Below are 14,696 nucleotides of genomic sequence, written 5' to 3'. Positions count from 1 at the left end.
CCGCGCGGCGGCGCGGCGTCTGACCGCCGCGCGGCGGCGCGGCGGGGGTCAGGCCGTCCGCTCGGCGCGGCCGGTGCGGACCAGCCAGCTCAGCATCAGCATGAGGTCGAGCCGGCCGTCCAGCTCGGAGAACCGCCCGCCGGTCAGCTCGGCGATGCGGCGCAGCCGGTACCGGACGGTCTGCTCGTGGATGTGCAGCCGCTCCGCCGCGATCACCGCGTTGTCGCCGCACTCCAGGTAGGTCAGCAGCGTCTCGGCGAGCGGCTGCCGGCGCGCCGGGGGCAGCTCCAGCAGCGGCCCGAGGACGGCCTCGGCGGTCGCGCCGACCAGTTCGTCCGCGACGAGCGTGGCGAGGGAGGCGATGTGGTCCGCGCAGCGGACGGGGCCGTCGCACGGCAGCAGGCCGCGCTCGGCGAGCGCCAGCGCGTGCCGGGCCCAGCGCAGCGAGACGGCGCCCTGGCCGAGCGGCACGGCCGGGCCGATCGCGGCCGTGCCGAGCCTGCGCAGCACCGGCCACAGCCGGTCCTGGCCGGGGCCCTCCGGGTCGGGCACCACGAGGAACGGGACGGGCGCGTCCCAGTCGGCCAGCACGGCGGGCGGCAGGATCCGCGCCCCGGCGGGGGCCCCGGCGGGCAGCGCGATGAGGGCGATGCTCTTCGGCAGCTCCCAGCGGGCCGCGACGGCCAGCTCGGAGATCGTCTCGGCGGCGGGGGGCGGCTCGGAGACCAGCAGGTCCCGCAGCCGCTCGCGGCGGCGCTCCCGCTCGGTCGCCAGCTGCCCCTGCTGGCGGGCGTACCCCTGGGCGGCGGCGTCGGCGACCCGGGCCAGCAGCATGAACAGCGAGTCGGTCAGCCGGCTCAGCGTCTCCCGCGACCAGCCGAGCCGGTAGGCGTCCTTGATGAACCGCCGGCACGCGACCTGGCTGCTCACCCGCATCGCGTTCTGCAGGGCGGCGAGGCTGCGGCCCTGCCGGGCCTCCTCCTCGCCGAGCCGCATGTACAGCTCGGTCAGCGTGCGCGCGTCCGCGTTCGGATGGTCGACGGAGTCGACGAAGAACGCGACGGTGTCGCTGACCGTCCGCTCCACCCGCTTGGCGTACTCGCCGCTGTCGTCGCCCGCGTACTCCGGCACCTGGTCGCGGATCTCCCGCTCCATCTCGTCGACGGCGGCCTGAAGGTGCTGCCGCAGGAGTTCCGGCAGCTCGGCGGGCATGGGCCCTGGTGTCATCCGGTGTCCGTTCGGCGGTTCGGGGGTGGGAACGAATCGGCCTCACCCTAGGCAAGAACGGGAGGGCTGTCATCACCCGGCCCCGGTCCGCCGCCGGACCGCGGTCAGGACCCGGCGGGCTGCGGGGCCGCTCCCGGGGCGGGCTCCGGCGCGGTGCGGCGGGCCGTCAGGCGGCGTCCGAGGCGCTGCGCCGGGCGTTCGACGTACCGGTGCGTCAGCGCCGCGGACACCAGCACGGCCGCGACCAGCACGACGCCCCAGCCCGCCCGGACGGGGACGGGCAGGTCCCAGGTCTCCCGGCCGGCCGCGTACCAGACCAGCTGGACGACCAGCGGGTGCAGCAGGTAGAGCGAGTAGCTGACCATCCCCGACCACACCAGGAACCGGGGCATGCGGCGGTGGCGGAGCGCGAGACCGGCCAGGAAGGTCAGCCACGCGGCGGCCACGGCGATGGACCAGTCGGGCCCGAGCGGGTTCGGGTTGGCGTGCAGCGCCCAGGACGTCGGGGTCCGCATGCCCGCCACCAGCGTGAGGGCGGGCACGACCGCGACCATCGCCACGGCGGGCCAGCGGCGGAGCCGCCCCTCCTGGATCCCGCGGACCGCGGTCCCGGCGAACATCGTGGCGATGATGCACAGGCTCTCGATGGCGCCGATGCGGCTGTTCAGCACGAGCAGGGTCAGGGCGAGCGCCGCCACCACGACGACCCCGGCCCGCCGCACCGCCCGCCGGCGGCTGAGCATGGCGGCGATGCCGCCCGCGAGCAGCAGCGCGGCGGCGACGACCGTCCCGCCCGGCCACCGGGAGGCCAGCAGCCCGGACGGCAGCGCCACGCCGAGGATCGCCGCGCCCACGCCGAACCCGAGCGCGACCCGGTCGCTGGCGCGGTGCACCCCGGCGACGAACATCGCCGTGATGAGCAGGTAGAAGACCATCTCGTAGGACAGCGTCCAGAGGACGTTGACGGCGTTCGGGACGCCCAGCAGGTCCTGCAGCATCGTCAGGTGCGCGAGGCCGGACGCCCACGGCCGGTCGCCGAGCGCGGCGGGCAGCCCGTAGGAAACGCCGGCCGCGCCGAGCAGCAGCGCCAGCCCGAGCGACACGGCCCACGCCGGGTACAGGCGGAAGAACCGCCCGGCCCAGAAGTGCCGGACGCTGCCGCGCCGCTGCAGCGAGAACGGCACGACGTAGCCGCTGACGAGGAAGAACACGAAGACCCCGTACCGGCCGAAGTCGAACCAGGGGCTGGCGGCGCTGCGCACCTCGGGCAGCAGCACGTCCAGGGAGTGCTCGAACACCACCACCATGGCGGCCAGGCCCCGCAAGGCGTCCAGCCACCCCATCCGGGGAGCCCGCTCCTGGGGAGCGCCGATCGTCGTGTCCGATGGGATCAAGGTCTTCGTCGGCATCGGACGCCACCATAGGGGCCGAACCGTTACCCACTCTAATGAGTGAATGAGATTTTTCTGAGCGTCCGCCCCTTCTGCCTGACTCAGCGTGACGAGGGCCGGACGCCGGGACGACCGGCTGGAGCAGGGCCGCGGCGCGGCGCGGACCGGGGAAACGGAGGATCCCGCCGGACGAGGCGACTGTGACCAACACCACACCGCGGCGGCGCGGCTCAGCGGACGCCCACGACCCCGTACATGAGCGGGTCGCGGGGCCGCGTCCCGCCGGCCAGCGGCGCCACGCCGGGCGGCAGCGGGCGGAACGGTCCGAGGACGCGTGCCACCTCGGCGCGGCTACGCGGGTGCACGGCGGCGCCGCTCGCCTCCCGGTAGCGCCGCGCGGCCTCGGCGACGGCGGCCGGCGCGAAGTCGGCCGTGAGGTGCGAGACGACCAGGGCGCTGCCCGGCGGGGCCGCCGCGGCCAGGGCGGCGACGAGGTCGCGGGCGTCGGGCAGGAAGTGCAGCACTGAGGAGAGCACCAGGGCCATCGGCTCGGACGGGTCGATCAGCCGGCGCACCTCCGGGCCGTCCATGACCGAGGCGGGGTCGCGGAGGTCGGCCCGCAGCGCGCCGATGTTGCCGGCGTCGACCAGCAGCGCGCGGGCGTGCGCGATCACGAGCGGGTCGTGGTCGACGTAGACGACGCGGGTCCCGGCGATGTGGCGCGCGGCGATCTGGTGCAGGTTGTCGGCCCGGGGCAGGCCGCAGCCGAGGTCGAGGAACTGCCGGAGGCCGCGTTCGGCGAGCAGCCGGACCGATGCGGCGAGGAAGCCGCGGGCGGCGTGCGCGGCCTCCGCCGACTGGGGGAGGACGTCGAGGATCCGGTGCGCGAGCCGGCGGTCGCAGGCGTAGTTGTCCTTCCCGCCGAGGAGGTAGTCCTGGACCCGCGCCTGGCCCGGCCTGTGCAGGGCGAGCGGGGTCTCCGCCGCCCGCGTCCCGGCCGTGGTCATGTCGTCGTCCACCTATCGCCTTCACCGGAAGGAGGAGTGCAATGGCTCCCCTCCGACGGTAGGCGGCGCGGCGGGGGAGCGCGTCACCGGGCCCGGCGGGCGGTCCGGGAACCGGACGCCCGGGTGGCCGCATGGGGCCAACCGCGTTTGGCGGCTCTCCGCCGGGCGGGGAGGGCGCGGGCGACGGGCATCAGGAACGCGGCGGCCGAACGGACCGTCGCCGCGCGCTCACCCGGCCGCGCGGACGCGGCCGGCGGGTGGCCGTTTCCGGCCATGACTCGGCTTTGACCGAAATGGTCGACCCTTGGTGGAAATCCGTTCGGCGTCCCGTTCAGCCGCCCTGGCCGGGATCCCGCCACATGGGCCAGACCGGCGGGCAGCCGCGGCCCGGCAGGGCCAGCTCGCGGGTCACCCGGAACCCGAACCGCTCGTAGTAGGGGACGTTGCTCTCCTTCGAGCTCTCGAGGTAGGCGGGGACGCCCTCGGCGTCGCAGCGGTCGAGCCGGGACCGCAGCAGCGCGCCGCCGAGCCCGCGGCCCTGCGCCGGGGGATCGGCGCCGAGCACCGACAGGTACCAGTGCGGCTCCCGCGGATGGTGCCGCTCGATCTCCCCGAGCGCGCGCAGCGTGCTCGGGACCCGGGCGCCGAGGATCCGCAGCAGCGGCACCGCCTGCGCCGCCTGCAGCCGGACGGGCACCCGCCACCGGCCGGGCGGGTCCCACAGCGCGGCGGCCTCGGTCGCGCCGTCCCGGCCGGTGGCCTCGGTGGCGCCGTGCCGCAGGTGCACCCGCCGCAGCAGCACCTCGAACAGGCCGGTGAGCCGCCGCACCCGGGACGCGTCGTCCGGCAGCAGCCAGCGCCAGACCGGGTCGTCGTCGAAGGCGCGGCCGAGGAGCGCGGCGATCGGCGCGGCGTCGGCCTCCGCGGCCGTGCGGACGAGCGGGGACGGCTGGGAAGGGGATGTCATGACGCGGCCTCCTGGAGGGACGCGCCGATCTTCACCGCGCGTCCGGCCCCGCGTCAAGGAGCCGGATCACATCCCCGTGGCGTGGGCGCGGTCAGCCGCAGCGGCGCCGGCGCTCCGCGCGCGGGCGGGTCAGCTCCTCCAGGACGAGGGACGCGCCCGCCCCCACCAGCCAGAAGTCCTTGGCGAGCGGGATGCCCTGCTGGGTGGGGCGTACGCCGCCCTCCTCCCGCATGCCCGGCAGCCGCAGGTAGAGGCCGGCCAGCCCGGCGGAGAACGCGGTGAGCGCCGCGCCCGCCACCAGCGAGGGCACGAACGGCGCCATCAGCGCGGCGCCGAGCCCCATCTCGGCCCGGCCGAGGGCCTGGGTGAAGGTCCTGGGGTCCTGCGACCCGAGGAACGGGTAGGCGGCCTTCGCCATACCGTGGGTCTGTTCGGCCGATTCGTCCAGGGCCTGGAGCTTCGACAGGCCCGAGTTCAGGACGAACGCCCCCACGGCGAGGCGGACCGGCATCTGGTGGACGCGAGCAAGAAGACGCATCGTTCCCCACATCGATCGGGAGAGTCCGGGCGCTGGCATCATTCCCGCCGCCCGCGCCGTACACCTGCCGGCGGGTCAAGTCTCGGCCTGCCGCGCCCGGCCGCCTAACGGCGCAGGTAGACGCGGATCGCGGTGCCGCCGGGGCCGGTGTGGACGCGGACGAGGTCGGCGAGGTGGTTGACCAGCAGGATGCCGCGGCCGCCGTGCGGGCTCATGTCGACGGGGCGGCGCCCGGCGAGCGGGTCGGTGATCGTCCCGGCGTCGCGGACCTCGCAGACGACCTGGCCGTCCTCGGTCCAGAACCGGGCGGTGCCGGCCCCGCCGCCGTGCAGGCAGGAGTTCGCGGCCAGCTCGCTCACCGCGAGCTCCATGTCGCCCACGGCGCGGGCGTCCAGGCCGAGGCGGGACGCCCAGCGGCAGGCGAAGTCGCGGACGAGGGGGAGCGCGTCGAGGTCGAAGCTCATCGAGGCCGCGCCGCCGGCCGGTTCGGGCAGCGGCCGGTTGTACGCGCGGATCACGCGGTGCGGGGCGTAGTCGCCGCTCGTCCGCTCGCCGTCCCGGTCGATCACGACCGGGTGGGTGGCGCGGGCGTCGGCGAGGGCGACGTCGTCCAGCCCGGCCTCGTCGTAGGGGCACAGGATCGACACGGCGCGGCCCGCGAAGGCGAGGTTGATCAGCGCCTCGTGCTGCGCGCAGGCGGGGTACTCGGTCGCGGTCCGGCCGGGCCACACCGGCTCGCCGATGATCCGGACCCGCACGCCGGCGTGCCGGTCGGCGAACTCGCGGAGGACGCCGGGGATGATGCGCCCCGGGTTGCGCCCCGCCTCGGTCATGTCGAGCCACGTGACCTCGTCGGCGGTTCCGTCCAGCGCGTCGCGCAGCACACCGAGGCGCGGGCCGGGGACCGCCACCGCGACCGGCTCGCCCGCCGCGCGGCCCGCGCGGACGAACGGCACCGTGCCGGCGAGGTACTCCTCGTCCGTCCGGTAGAAGAGCGCCGGGTGGACGAAGGGCCCCCGTGGCGCCACGCCCGGCGTACCGGGCCCGAGGCTCATCGCGCGGTCGCTCCGTCCGAGATCGCTGTGGTCACCCGCATCGGATCGAGGGTACGCGGCGGCGCGCGGCCGTGCGATGCGGACTCATCCGTGCGGCCCCCGAGGTCGAGCGTGATCCGGTCCAGACCGACCGTACCCCCGGCCGACCGGGGAAAACGGGTGAAATGTGCAAAATCTGCCTTTTTGGTCCGGGATGTGGCGAGGGCCTCACCGGTCCGGCAGCAGCGCGGCGTCGACGACGTCGGCCAGCCTGCCGCGCCTGCGGTAGGCGGCGCGCTGCCGCTCGGCCCCCGTCCCGCCCGCGAGGAGGCGCCGGACGCCGCGGGTGACGAAGGCGAGGTCCCCGGCTTCGCCCAGCGCGGGCAGCGCGTGGGCCAGCAGGTCGCCCGCCAGCTCCCGGAACCCGGCGGGACGGCCGGTGCACACGTCCAGGCCCCGGCCCGCCAGGCCGTCCCGCGCGGCCAGCCAGTACGCGGCGCGCAGCATCTCCGGCGGCGGGTCGGGGGGCGGCTCCCCGGCGTCCACCGCGTCCGACGACACCCGCACCAGCGCCCGGATCAGCGCGGCGAGCACGGCGGCGTCGGCGCCGGTCGGGGCGACGTCGGCGAGCCGGACCTCCAGCGTGGGCAGCCGCGCCGACGGCCGGACGTCCCAGAAGACCGTCCCGGTGTCCATCAGGGCGCCGCAGCCGAGCAGCGTCCCGACGAGCTCGTCGTAGTGCGCGGCCGAGGCGAAGAACGGCGGCGGGCCCGCGACCGGCCACCGCGCCCACGCCAGCGCCCGCCAGCAGGCGTGGCCGGTGTCGCGCCCCGCCCAGTACGGGGAGTTCGCCGCGAGCGCGAGCAGCGTCGGCAGCCACGGCCGCAGGTGGTTGCTGACCTGGACGGCCCGCTCCCGGTCGGGCATCTCGACGTGGACGTGGCACGAGCAGATGCTCTGCTCGTCGTCGAGCCCCCGGTAGACGGCCAGGCTCTCGGCGTAGCGGGGGCCCGCGCCGATCGGCGCGGGGACCAGCTCGCCCAGCACGGGCGTCCCGGTGGCGGCGAGCCGGACGCCCTCCGCCGCGGCGGCCGCCGCCATCGCCGTCCGCATCGCGCGGATCTGCTCGCGGAGCTTGCCGAGGTCGTCGCACGGCGAGGTCTTGGCCTCGGCGAGGAACGCCACCAGCTCCGTGGAGGCGCGCTCGCCCAGCGCCGCGCGGGCGCGCCGCACGACCGCGGCGGCGCGGGGGACGACCTCCCGGGAGACGGGATCGACGACGAAGTACTCTTCCTCGATGCCGAACCGCAGGGCCATCCACCACCTCGGCTCGGGGGCGACGCGGCCACGTTCCCCCCGACGGTACGTCGCCGCCGCCGGGCCCGCATCTGGCGGTCGGTCCGTAAACGGAGGTAAGGGATCTTTCTTGACCCTCTTTTGACCCGCCGCCCAGCGGGCAGTGTCCGGGGAGAGGCGCCGACGCGCCCGCTGCGCCGGCGCGGAGGGAAGGTGGTCGCCTTGACCGGATCGACCGTCGTCGGCGTGCTGGCCCTGCTGCTCGCCGTCGCCGTCTTCCTCCTGGTGGGGCTGTTCTACCTGGGGGACAAGCGGAAGGGCCCGCCCAACGGCTCCGGATGAGGCCGTCCAGGCGGACCCTCGGCACGTCCCGTGCCGGTGCGTCCCGGGCTAGCGCGCGGGGCCGGCGTCCACGAAGTACATGCACAGCGCGATGATGTGCGTGACGACGACCACGCCGATGCTGACGAAGAACAGCATCTTGGCGGGGCCGTGCGGGAAGACGCTCCCCGGCTTGAGCTCGCCCCGCTCGCGCTGCCGCGCGGCGATCCGCTCCTCGATGGGAGGACGGCCGAACACGGCCGCCCCTAGGCCCGGGGGTCGTCGACGATGACGTCGGTCATGATGTCCACGGCCAGCGCGACGATGCCGCCGAGGGCGGCCACGGCCGCGCCCACGCCGAACACGATCCAGTCGGGGCCCATGACGAGGCCGACGCCGCCGACGACGAAACCGACGAAGATGATGGCCACGGCGACCCAGGACTTCGGGCGCCCGGCGTGGCTTCCAGTCGACATGTGCTGCGCTACCTCATGAGGGGATCGGTGGGGCGATACGGCGCCGACTCTAGCAACGTCCCTAGCCACAGGGCCTGCCGGGGTGCCTCCTAGATCGTCGCGGCGTCCCCCGCGGACGTCGAAGTCAGACGAAGGCCCCCATTCCGGTCGCCGCGCGGCCGACGATCAGCGTGTTGATCTCCCGGGTGCCCTCGTAGGAGTACAGCGCCTCGGCGTCGGCGACGAAGCGCCCGATGCCGTAGTCGAGGACGATCCCGTTCCCCGCCATCAGCTCCCGCGCCCACCCGACGACCTCCCGCATGCGGGTGGTGCAGTACGCCTTGGCGAGCGCCGAGTGCTCGTCCCGGTACAGGCCCTCGTCCTGGAGCTGGGCCAGCCGCACCACCATGCCGAGCGAGGCGGTCGCGTTCCCCAGCATCTTGACCAGCAGGTCCTGGACGAGCTGGAACTTGGCGATCGGCCGTCCGAACTGCTCGCGCTCCACCGCGTAGTCGCGGGCGATCTCGTAGGCGGCGAGCATCACGCCGGCGGCCTGCCACGCGACGCCGCTGCGGGTCCGGCGCAGGATCGCGGCGGTGTCCCTGAAGCCGTTCGCCCCGGCGAGCCGGTCGGCCTCCGGGACGCGGCAGTCCTCCAGCACGATGTCGGCGTTCTGGACGGTGCGCAGCGCGATCTTGTTCTCGATCCGGGTCGCGGTGAAGCCCGGCGTCCCCTTGCCGACGACGAACCCCTTCACCCGGTCGTCGGCCTCGTCCCGCGCCCACACGACGGTGTGGTCGGCGAACGTGCCGTTGCCGATCCAGCGCTTCGCGCCGTTCAGCACCCAGTGGCCGCCGTCGCGGCGCGCCGTGGTGCGCAGGCCGAGCGCCACGTCCGAGCCGCCCTCCGGCTCGGTGAGCGCGAACGCGCCGATCTTCTCCATCCGCCCCATCGCGGGCAGCCACCGCTCGCGCTGCTCGGGAGAGCCGCACCGGCCGATGCTGCCCATCGCGAGGCCCGCGTGGACGCCGAAGAACGTCGCCATGGACGGGTCCACGCGCGCCATGTCCATCGCGAGGAACCCGGTCAGCAGGCTGCTCGGCCTCTCGCCGGGGCACTCGTCGTACGCCAGGCCCGCGATCCCCAGCTCCCCGTACCGCGGGATCAGGTCGAACGGGAACTCGGCCCGCCCCCAGCAGTCGTCCGCGATCGGCGCGACCCTCGCCTCCAGGAAGCCGCGCACCCGCCCGAGGATCTCCTTCTCCCGCTCGTCGAGCAGTTCCTGCATGTGGTAGAGGTCACCGGGGAGCGCTTCCAGGGTCATGGCGACCCCCTTCCCGGCGGGCGCACCGCTAACCGGCGGCCCCCGCGCGGCGGGTTCTGGTCAGCGGGACCCGGTTCAGAGCCGGATTCGGTCGCTCGCCTACGATCCAGGGCATGACGGTGCCGCCTGAGGAACTCGAACTGGCCGCCGCCTTCCCCCCGGCCGAGCGCGACCGGTGGCGGGAGATGGTGAAGGGGGTGCTGCGCAAGTCCGGCGCGGCGACAGAGGACACCCCCCTCGATGAGATCGAGGGTCTGCTGACCCGCGACTCGTACGACGGAGTGCCCATCGCGGCGCTCTACACCCGCGACGACGCCCCGCCGGGACGCCCCGGGCTGGCCCCCTACGTCCGCGACGTCCGGCCGGACGGGGAGGGCCTCGCCGGATGGGACGTCCGGCAGCGGCACGCGCACCCCGACCCCGCCGCCGCCAACGAGGCGATCCTCGCCGACCTGGAGAACGGCGCCACGTCGGTCTGGCTGCGGCTCGGCGAGGGCGGCCTGCCGGTCGCCGGCCTCCCCGCCGCGCTGCGCGGGGTGCTGCTCGACCTCGCGCCCGTCGCGCTGGACGCGGGCGCCGCGACGGCCGAGGCCGCGGACGCCTTCCTCGCCCTGGCCGAGGAGCGGGGGAACGCGGGCTCCGCGTCCGGGAGCCTCGGCGCGGACCCGCTCGGGCTCCAGGCCCGCACCGGCGCCGCCGGGCCGCTCGACGAGGCGGCCGCGCTGGCCGTCCGGTGCGTCCGCGGGTTCCCCCGGCTCCGCGCGATCACCGTGGACGCCACCCCGTACCACGACGCGGGCGGGAGCGACGCCGAGGAGCTGGGCGCGGCCGTCGCCGCCGGAGTCGCCTACCTGCGCGCCCTGACCGGCGCCGGGCTGAGCGCCGGCGAGGCGTTCGGGCAGCTGGAGTTCCGGCTCGCCGTCGGCGCCGACCAGTTCTCCTCGATCGCCAAGCTGCGCGCCATGCGCCGCCTGTGGGCGCGGGTCGCCGAGGTCAGCGGCGCCGCCGACGGGACGGCCGCGCGGATCCACGCCGTCACGTCGTCGGCGATGATGACGCGCCGCGACCCGTGGGTGAACATGCTCCGCACCACTGTCGCGGCGTTCGCGGCCGGGACGGGCGGCGCGGACGCGGTCACCGTCCAGCCGTTCGACGCCCGCCTCGGCCTCCCGGACGGCTTCGCCCGCCGCATCGCCCGCAACACCCAGACGCTGCTGCTGGAGGAGTCGAGCCTCGCCCGCGTCGTCGACCCGGCCGGCGGGTCCTGGTACGCCGAGAGCCTCACCGAGGGCCTCGCCCAGTCCGCCTGGACGTGGTTCACCGAGATCGAGAGGGCCGGGGGCCTCGGCGCCGCCCTCGACTCGGGGCTCGTCGCCGGACGGCTCGCCGCGACCTGGGCGAGGCGCCGCGAGGACATCGCCCGGCGCACGGCCCCGCTCACCGGCGTCAGCGAGTTCCCCCACCTCGCCGAGACGCTGCCCGAGCGGGAACCGGCGCCGGCGCAGCCCGGCGGCGGCCTCCCGGTCGTCACGTACGCGCAGGACTTCGAGGCCCTCCGGGACCGCTCGGACGCGCATCTCGCCGCGACGGGCGGGCGTCCCAAGGTGTTCCTGGCGACGCTCGGGCCCGTCGCCGTCCACACGGCGCGCGCGTCCTTCGCCGCCAACCTCTTCCAGGCGGGCGGGATCGAGACGGTCGCCGGGCCGCCGGAGGAGTTCGCGGCGTCCGGCGCCGCCGTCGCGTGCCTCTGCTCCAGCGACCGGCTCTACGGGGAGCGCGCCGCGGACGCTGCGCGGGTCCTGCGCGAGGCCGGTGCGGTGAAGGTGTGGCTCGCGGGTAAGGGAACCTACGAGGGGGCCGACTCCAACGTGTACGCGGGATGCGACGCGATCGGGGTCCTGGAGACCACCCTCCACGATCTGGGAGTGAACGAATGATCCCCGACTTCACCGAGATCGAGCTCGGGGCGGCGCCCGCCGCGGACGAGGCCGCCAAGCGGTGGCGCGCCGCCGTCGCCGACGGCGCCGACGAGACCTGGGACACGCCGGAGGGCATCGGCGTCAAGTCCCTCTACACCGGCGACGACCTGGCCGGGCTCGACTTCCTCGACACCCTGCCGGGCATCGCGCCGTACCTGCGCGGCCCCTACCCGGCGATGTACGCCACCCAGCCGTGGACGATCCGGCAGTACGCCGGGTTCTCCACCGCCGAGGAGTCCAACGCCTTCTACCGGCGCAACCTCGCCGCCGGGCAGAAGGGCCTGTCGGTCGCGTTCGACCTCGCCACCCACCGCGGCTACGACTCCGACCACCCGCGCGTGTCCGGCGACGTCGGCATGGCCGGGGTGGCGATCGACTCCATCTACGACATGCGCCGGCTGTTCGACGGCATCCCGCTGGACAAGATGAGCGTGTCGATGACCATGAACGGCGCCGTCCTGCCCGTCCTGGCGCTGTACATCGCCGCCGCCGAGGAGCAGGGGGTGCGGCCGGAGGCCCTCGCCGGGACCATCCAGAACGACATCCTCAAGGAGTTCATGGTCCGCAACACCTACATCTACCCGCCGCAGCCGTCGATGCGGATCATCTCCGACATCTTCGCGTTCACCTCGCAGCGGATGCCGAAGTACAACTCCATCTCGATCTCCGGTTACCACATCCAGGAGGCCGGGGCCACCGCCGACCTGGAGCTGGCCTACACCCTCGCCGACGGCGTCGAGTACATCCGCGCCGGACGCGAGGCCGGCCTGGACATCGACGCGTTCGCGCCCCGCCTGTCGTTCTTCTGGGCGATCGGCATGAACTTCTTCATGGAGGTCGCCAAGCTCCGCGCCGCCCGGCTGCTGTGGGCGAAGCTGGTGAAGCAGTTCGACCCGGGGAACCCGAAGTCGCTGTCCCTGCGGACGCACTCGCAGACGTCCGGCTGGTCCCTCACCGCGCAGGACGCCTTCAACAACGTCGCCCGCACCTGCGTGGAGGCCATGGCCGCCACGCAGGGGCACACCCAGTCGCTGCACACCAACGCGCTGGACGAGGCCCTCGCCCTGCCGACCGACTTCTCCGCCCGCATCGCCCGCAACACCCAGCTGCTGCTCCAGCAGGAGTCCGGGACGACGCGGACGATCGACCCGTGGGGCGGCAGCGCCTACGTCGAGCGCCTCACCTACGACCTGGCCCGCCGCGCCTGGGGCCACATCACCGAGGTCGAGCAGGCCGGCGGCATGGCGAAGGCGATCGACGAAGGGCTGCCCAAGCTGCGCATCGAGGAGGCCGCGGCCCGCACCCAGGCGCGGATCGACTCCGGCCGGCAGCCGGTCATCGGCGTCAACAAGTACCGTCCGGACGTCGAGCAGGAGATCGAGGTCCTCAAGGTCGACAACGCGTCCGTCCGGGCGCAGCAGATCGAGAAGCTGCGCCGGCTGCGCGAGGAGCGCGACGAGGCCGCGGCGCAGGCCGCCCTGGGCGCGCTGACCCGCGCCGCCGGGGCCGCCGAGGAGGGCCGCCGCCCGTCCGGGCCGGACCACAACCTCCTCGCCCTCGCCATCGGCGCCGCCCGGGCCAAGGCCACCGTCGGCGAGATCTCCGACGCCCTGGAGAAGGCGTACGGGCGGCACGCGGCGCAGATCCGTACGATCTCCGGGGTGTACCGGGAGGAGGCGGGCCAGGTGACCGCCATCGAGAAGGCGCGCGCCGCGACCGCCGCGTTCGAGGACGCCGAGGGCCGCCGCCCCCGAATCCTCGTCGCCAAGATGGGGCAGGACGGCCACGACCGCGGCCAGAAGGTGATCGCGACGGGCTTCGCCGACCTCGGCTTCGACGTCGACGTGGGCCCGCTGTTCCAGACCCCGGCCGAGGTCGCCCGGCAGGCCGTCGAGGCCGACGTGCACATCGTCGGCGTCAACTCCCTCGCCGCCGGCCACCTCACGCTGGTGCCGGCGCTGCGCGAGGAGCTGGCCGCGCTCGGCCGCGACGACATCATGATCGTCGTCGGCGGGGTCATCCCGCCCGGGGACTTCGCCGAGCTGCGCGCCGCCGGCGCCGCCGCGATCTTCCCGCCCGGCACCGTCCTCGCGGACGCGGCGATCGGCCTCCTCGACGAGCTCACCGCCGCGCTGGGGCACGTCTCCCCGTGAGGCCGGGGCTCGACGACTACGCCGCCGGGGTGCTGGACGGGTCGCGGGCGTGGATCGCGCGGGCGGTCACGCTCGTGGAGTCGACCCGTCCCGACCACCGGGAGCTCGCGCAGAAGCTCCTGGTGGAGCTGACACCGCACACCGGGAACGCCCGCCGCGTCGGGATCACCGGCGTGCCCGGGGTCGGCAAGTCCACGTTCATCGACGCGCTCGGCACGCGCCTCACCGGCGAGGGCCGCAAGGTCGCGGTCCTCGCCGTGGACCCGTCCTCGACCCGGACGGGCGGCAGCATCCTCGGCGACAAGACCCGGATGCAGAGCCTCGCCGTCGACCCGGACGCGTTCATCCGGCCCTCGCCCACCGCGGGCACGCTCGGCGGCGTCGCCAAGGCCACCCGCGAGGCGATGGTCGTCATGGAGGCCGCCGGCTACGACGTCGTCCTCGTCGAGACCGTGGGGGTCGGCCAGTCGGAGACGACCGTCGCCGACATGGTCGACTCCTTCCTGTTCCTCACCCTCGCCCGCACCGGCGACCAGCTCCAGGGCATCAAGAAGGGCGTCCTGGAACTGGCCGACGTCATCGCCGTCAACAAGGCCGACGGCGACCACGCGATGGAGGCCCGGCGCGCCGCCCGCGAGCTGTCGGGGGCGCTGCGGATGCTGCGCAGCGACGAGCGCGTCCGCGACACCCCCGTCCTCACGTGCAGCGCCCGCGAGGGCACCGGCCTGGACGAGGTCTGGGGCAGGATCGTCGAGCACCAGGAGCGGCTGCGCGAGTCCGGCGAGCTGGAGGCGCGGCGCCGCCGCCAGCAGGTCGGCTGGACGTGGGCGATGGTCCGCGACCGGCTGCTCACCGAGCTGCACGCGCACCCGGACGTGCGGAGGCTGGCGCCCCGCCTGGAGACCGAGGTCGCGGACGGGACGCTCACCCCCGCCCTCGCCGCCGACCGCATCCTGGCGGCGTTCACGCGGGACGCCTGAGGCCCGGTTGTCCAAGGTCCGGGT

The 14,696-nt window shown here is 75.0% G+C and carries 13 protein-coding genes; 3 read left to right on the top strand and 10 right to left on the bottom strand.

Annotation, left to right across the window (positions count from 1 at the left end):
* Positions 1 to 48 precede the first annotated feature (48 nt).
* The 10 genes from ACA511_RS35390 to ACA511_RS35345 form a co-directional block, all read right to left on the bottom strand.
* Positions 49 to 1,227: a PucR family transcriptional regulator gene (locus ACA511_RS35390; RefSeq protein WP_375029071.1), complete on the bottom strand. Its 1,179-nt coding sequence runs from the start codon at positions 1,225 to 1,227 to the stop codon at positions 49 to 51.
* A gap of 104 nt (positions 1,228 to 1,331) precedes the next feature.
* Positions 1,332 to 2,636, bottom strand: a complete 1,305-nt coding sequence (locus tag ACA511_RS35385) for an acyltransferase family protein (RefSeq protein ID WP_375029070.1) — start codon at positions 2,634 to 2,636, stop codon at positions 1,332 to 1,334.
* A 212-nt stretch (positions 2,637 to 2,848) separates the two neighbouring features.
* Positions 2,849 to 3,637 (bottom strand): SAM-dependent methyltransferase, encoded by a 789-nt coding sequence (locus tag ACA511_RS35380; RefSeq protein ID WP_375029069.1) that lies wholly within the window; start codon positions 3,635 to 3,637, stop codon positions 2,849 to 2,851.
* Positions 3,638 to 3,956: 319 nt separating this feature from the next.
* Positions 3,957 to 4,592 carry a GNAT family N-acetyltransferase gene (locus tag ACA511_RS35375; protein ID WP_375029068.1) on the bottom strand — a complete coding sequence of 212 codons (636 nt, stop codon included), beginning with the start codon at positions 4,590 to 4,592 and terminating at the stop codon, positions 3,957 to 3,959.
* A gap of 91 nt (positions 4,593 to 4,683) precedes the next feature.
* A complete protein-coding gene (locus ACA511_RS35370; RefSeq protein WP_375029067.1) occupies positions 4,684 to 5,130 on the bottom strand; it encodes a hypothetical protein in 447 nt (148 codons plus the stop codon).
* A 104-nt stretch (positions 5,131 to 5,234) separates the two neighbouring features.
* Positions 5,235 to 6,185 (bottom strand): anti-sigma factor RsbA family regulatory protein, encoded by a 951-nt coding sequence (locus ACA511_RS35365; protein ID WP_375029066.1) that lies wholly within the window; start codon positions 6,183 to 6,185, stop codon positions 5,235 to 5,237.
* 207 nt (positions 6,186 to 6,392) lie between these two features.
* Positions 6,393 to 7,481, bottom strand: coding sequence for a glutamate--cysteine ligase (locus ACA511_RS35360; RefSeq protein ID WP_375029065.1), 1,089 nt, complete (start codon positions 7,479 to 7,481; stop codon positions 6,393 to 6,395).
* Positions 7,482 to 7,850: 369 nt separating this feature from the next.
* Complete coding sequence (locus tag ACA511_RS35355; RefSeq protein ID WP_375029064.1) at positions 7,851 to 8,039, bottom strand: hypothetical protein; 189 nt, start codon at positions 8,037 to 8,039, stop codon at positions 7,851 to 7,853.
* An 8-nt stretch (positions 8,040 to 8,047) separates the two neighbouring features.
* Positions 8,048 to 8,257, bottom strand: coding sequence for an HGxxPAAW family protein (locus ACA511_RS35350; protein ID WP_375029063.1), 210 nt, complete (start codon positions 8,255 to 8,257; stop codon positions 8,048 to 8,050).
* 124 nt (positions 8,258 to 8,381) lie between these two features.
* Positions 8,382 to 9,560 carry an acyl-CoA dehydrogenase family protein gene (locus ACA511_RS35345; protein WP_375029062.1) on the bottom strand — a complete coding sequence of 393 codons (1,179 nt, stop codon included), beginning with the start codon at positions 9,558 to 9,560 and terminating at the stop codon, positions 8,382 to 8,384.
* A gap of 113 nt (positions 9,561 to 9,673) precedes the next feature.
* Here ACA511_RS35345 and ACA511_RS35340 point away from each other — a divergent pair, with 113 nt between their 5' ends.
* Genes ACA511_RS35340 through meaB form a run of 3 tightly spaced genes read left to right on the top strand, consistent with a single transcriptional unit; the run spans position 9,674 to position 14,672 of the window.
* The gene (locus ACA511_RS35340) at positions 9,674 to 11,497 is read left to right on the top strand and encodes a methylmalonyl-CoA mutase family protein (protein WP_375029061.1); all 1,824 of its coding nucleotides are present in this window, start codon (positions 9,674 to 9,676) and stop codon (positions 11,495 to 11,497) included.
* Positions 11,494 to 13,692 (top strand): methylmalonyl-CoA mutase, encoded by a 2,199-nt coding sequence (scpA, locus tag ACA511_RS35335; RefSeq protein WP_375029060.1) that lies wholly within the window; start codon positions 11,494 to 11,496, stop codon positions 13,690 to 13,692. The genes ACA511_RS35340 and scpA overlap by 4 nt, the downstream gene beginning before the upstream one ends.
* Positions 13,689 to 14,672, top strand: a complete 984-nt coding sequence (meaB, locus tag ACA511_RS35330; RefSeq protein ID WP_375029059.1) for a methylmalonyl Co-A mutase-associated GTPase MeaB — start codon at positions 13,689 to 13,691, stop codon at positions 14,670 to 14,672. Before scpA ends, meaB begins: the two co-directional genes overlap by 4 nt.
* The last annotated feature ends 24 nt before the right edge of the window (positions 14,673 to 14,696 follow it).

It is taken from the genome of Actinomadura sp. GTD37, from assembly GCF_041951365.1.
Classification (GTDB): domain Bacteria; phylum Actinomycetota; class Actinomycetes; order Streptosporangiales; family Streptosporangiaceae; genus Spirillospora.
Note: the sequence above shows the minus strand (reverse complement) of the source record. Positions and strands in the feature narration are given on the sequence as shown.